This is a genomic window from Pseudoalteromonas sp. S3178, from assembly GCF_005886985.1.
Lineage (GTDB): Bacteria > Pseudomonadota > Gammaproteobacteria > Enterobacterales > Alteromonadaceae > Pseudoalteromonas > Pseudoalteromonas carrageenovora.
Genome location: NZ_PNCW01000267.1, coordinates 1 through 375 on the forward strand (window position 1 = coordinate 1; position 375 = coordinate 375).

Sequence of the window (375 nt, forward strand, 5' to 3'; positions counted from 1 at the left end):
GTCAAGAACACTTGTATTAGTAAACGGTCGTAGATTTGTATCTGGCCGTTCACCTTCTAGTGGTTACGCTGTAGATTTAAACTCTATTCCAGCATCAATGATCGAGCGTATTGATATTCTTAAAAGCGCATCTTCTGCCATTTATGGTACTGATGCTGTTGCTGGTGTAGTTAATATTATCACTCGTAACAATGTTGAAGGCGTTGAAGTTAATGCACAAACTGGTATTTCATCTGAGAGTGACCGTGAAAAGTATTCATTGAGCTTAACCGCTGGTAATAGCTGGAGTACAGGTAATGTAACAGCATCTTTTGGTTACGATGATGATAAAGGTTTAAAGCCGGCAGACCGTGCTTTTTCAGAGTTTGACGAAGC

Annotated in this window: 1 protein-coding gene; it reads left to right on the forward strand. The window is 40.0% G+C overall.

Translation table 11 applies throughout. From position 1 onward, the window contains the following. On the forward strand, positions 1-375 hold a 375-nt coding region (locus CWC11_RS20910), incomplete at both ends, for a TonB-dependent receptor plug domain-containing protein (RefSeq protein ID WP_171038489.1).